Genomic DNA, 3,093 nt, shown 5'->3' on the forward strand with positions numbered 1-3,093 from the left:
GTTGTAGACGCTGCCGTACTGGCGACCCAGGGTCAGCGTGCCGAACTGCGCCGAGCCGATGCCGACGTACGACTGGCGGCCCCAGAAGGCGCCTTGGCCGTTGGTGCCGTCGTCGAGGTTGATGCCGCTTTCGAGCACGGCCAGGGCACGCAGGCCGCCGCCGAGGTCTTCGGTGACGCGCAGGCCGAAGCGCGAGCCTTGCAGGCCGCCCGACTGCACGCGGCTCAGGTTGGCCGCGCCGTTGGCGAACTGCACGTAGGCATCGGCAACGCCGTACAGCGTCACGTTGGTGGTGGATTGTTGTGCGTCTTGCGCGTTGGCAGCCRACGCGGCAGCCAGGGCGACGGCGGTCACTGCAAAGGTGGCGAACTTCATGAGATTCTTCTCCGATCAGTAGGTGGACCCCTTGTCCCACAGGCACGCGTCCAGCTCCGACCGCGTGGCAGGCACCGACCGGTGCTGCGTCTTGGGAGTGAATGCTAGGGTTGTCCCTGACTGTGAAAAACCCCATCACCGGCAAGTCGGCATTGCTGAATCAGCAAGGATTGCGCTCTTGAAGCGCCGGGCTGCGCTCCCAAGGGACGAACCCTTAAACTTCAAGGCCGCCTTCGCATCACGATGTGTCGGCGCCTCGTTCCCGTTTTCCGTCTTGAAGGCACCCATGTCCGGCAGCACCCTCGGCACCCTGTTCCGCGTCACCAACTTCGGCGAGTCGCACGGGCCGGCCATCGGGTGCGTGATCGACGGCTGCCCGCCGGGGATGGAACTCAGCGAGGCCGACATCCAGCCCGAGCTCGACCGCCGCCGCCCCGGCACCTCGCGCCACGTGACGCAGCGCAACGAGCCGGATGCGGTGGAGATCCTGTCCGGCGTCTACGAGGGCAAGACCACCGGCACGCCGATCTGCCTGCTGATCCGCAACACCGACCAGCGCAGCAAGGACTACGGCAACATCCTGCAGACCTTCCGGCCCGGCCACGCCGACTACACCTACTGGCACAAGTACGGCATCCGCGACCCGCGCGGCGGCGGGCGCGCGTCGGCGCGCCTGACCGCGCCGATGGTCGGCGCCGGCGCGGTGGCGCGCAAATGGCTGAAGGCGCAGTACGGCACCACGTTCCGCGGCCACATGACCCAGCTGGGCGAGCTGGAGATTCCGTTCGAGGGCCACCAGCACATCGGCGAGAACCCGTTCTTCGCCGCCAACGTCTCGAAGATCGCCGAGCTCGAGGCCTACATGGACGCGCTGCGCAAGTCGGGCGATTCGGTCGGCGCGCGCATCCGCGTCGAGGCGGCGCAGGTGCCGGTCGGGCTGGGCGAGCCGCTGTTCGACAAGCTCGACGCCGACATCGCCTACGCGATGATGGGCATCAACGCGGTGAAGGGCGTCGAGATCGGCGCCGGCTTCGCGAGCGTCGCGCAGCGCGGCACGCAGCATGGCGACGAGCTGACGCCGCAGGGCTTCCGCAGCAACAACGCCGGTGGCGTGCTGGGCGGCATCAGCACCGGCCAGGACATCACCGTCAACATCGCGATCAAGCCGACCAGCTCGATCCACAGCCCGCGCGATTCGATCGACCTGCAGGGCCACCCCACCGTCGTGCAGACACACGGGCGCCACGACCCCTGCGTCGGCATCCGCGCCACGCCGATCGCCGAGGCGATGCTGGCGCTCGTGCTGATGGACCACGCGCTGCGGCACCGGGCGCAATGCGGTGACGTGCGGGTGTCGACGCCGAGGATCTGACCGGCGGCGCAGGTGCTTGCCCACCCGCGCTGAAATCCAGGCGGCAGGCGCTACGCTTGCGCCGATGAAAACCATCCGACTCGGCCGCAGCGGCCTGCAGGTGTCGCGCATCGCGCTCGGCATGATGACCTACGGCCGCCCCGACTGGCGGCCCTGGGTGCTCGACGAGGCCGCGAGCCGGCCGTTGGTGCAACGCGCCGTCGAGCTCGGCATCAACTTCTTCGACACCGCCGACATGTACTCGTCCGGCGAGAGCGAGGTGCTGACTGGCCGCTTCATCCGCGAGTTCTGCCGGCGCGACGAGGTCGTCATCGCGAGCAAGGCCTACTACCTGGTCGAGATGGAATACCGCAACGCCGCGACCGCGTTCGACCAGGCCCCGCCGAACCTGCACGGCTTGAGCCGCAAGCGCTTGTTCCATGCGGTGGATGCGAGCCTGGCGCGCCTGAAGACCGACTACATCGACCTCTACCAGATCCACCGCTTCGACCCGAACACGCCGGTCGAGGAGACGATGGAGGCGCTGCACGACCTGGTGAAGGCGGGCAAGGTGCGCTACCTGGGGGCGAGCTCGATGTGGGCGTGGCAGTTCGCGAAGATGCAGGAGACTGCGCGCCGCCACGGCTGGACGCCGTTCATCAGCATGCAGAACCACTACAACCTGGCCTACCGCGAGGAGGAGCGCGAGATGATCCCACTGTGCCGCGACCAGGGCGTGGGCCTGATCCCGTGGAGCCCGCTGGCGCGAGGTTTCCTGGCCGGCAACCGGGCCCGTGATGACCAGGCCGGCGGCGCAACCGCGCGGGCGCAGACCGACAGCATCGCGCAGACGCTGTACTACCGCGACAGCGACTTCAAGACGGTGGAGCGCCTGAAGGCGCTGGCCGCGCAGCGCGGCGTCAGCCCGGCGACGCTGGCCTATGCGTGGTTGCTGCACCAGCCGGGCGTCAGCGCGCCGATCATCGGCGCCAGCAAGCTGCCGCAGCTTGACGAGGCGGTGGCCGCCGCCGAGCTGTCGCTGACGCCGGACGAACTGCAGGCCCTCGGCGAAGGCTACGAGCCGCACCCGATCGCAGGCCATTCGTAGCCCGGGTGCCAACCCGGGGATCAACCCCCACTTGTTCGCTTGTCATCTCCCAAAAAGAGCGGTGGTGGCAGAAGGCGCGTGCGGGGAGGCTGTGGAGCGCCAATAAGGGCGGGTCGCCGTAGCTGGCTGATTTCATGGCCCCGCGCGAAGCGCGATCGTGAACTGACTGTCGCCGACTGTCTGACCACAACGAACGAAGTGAGTGGCGGGAGTTTCGGCGACGGGCCATGAAATCAGACAGCGGAGGGCAGTCCTCGCC

The 3,093-nt window shown here is 68.3% G+C and carries 3 protein-coding genes; 2 read left to right on the plus strand and 1 reads right to left on the minus strand.

Annotation, left to right across the window (positions count from 1 at the left end; translation table 11 throughout):
• Positions 1 to 375 (minus strand): porin (locus AC1D01_RS27460; RefSeq protein ID WP_477872032.1); only part of this gene is annotated, 375 nt, incomplete at its 3' end.
• Positions 376 to 661: 286 nt separating this feature from the next.
• Between AC1D01_RS27460 and aroC the strand changes: the two genes are divergently transcribed.
• Both aroC and AC1D01_RS27470 read left to right on the plus strand, forming a co-directional pair.
• Positions 662 to 1,747, plus strand: a complete 1,086-nt coding sequence (gene aroC, locus AC1D01_RS27465; protein WP_477872034.1) for a chorismate synthase — start codon at positions 662 to 664, stop codon at positions 1,745 to 1,747.
• A 64-nt stretch (positions 1,748 to 1,811) separates the two neighbouring features.
• The gene (locus tag AC1D01_RS27470; RefSeq protein ID WP_477872036.1) at positions 1,812 to 2,834 is read left to right on the plus strand and encodes an aldo/keto reductase; all 1,023 of its coding nucleotides are present in this window, start codon (positions 1,812 to 1,814) and stop codon (positions 2,832 to 2,834) included.
• Positions 2,835 to 3,093: the final 259 nt, after the last annotated feature.

The organism is Rhizobacter sp. P3_B12, assembly GCF_056402895.1.

Excerpts from the sequence above, each read along its gene's own strand:
- aroC (WP_477872034.1), top strand. The coding sequence starts at position 662 with ATGTCCGGCAGCACCCTCGGCACCCTGTTCCGCGTCACCAACTTCGGC.
- AC1D01_RS27470 (WP_477872036.1), top strand. The coding sequence starts at position 1,812 with ATGAAAACCATCCGACTCGGCCGCAGCGGCCTGCAGGTGTCGCGCATC.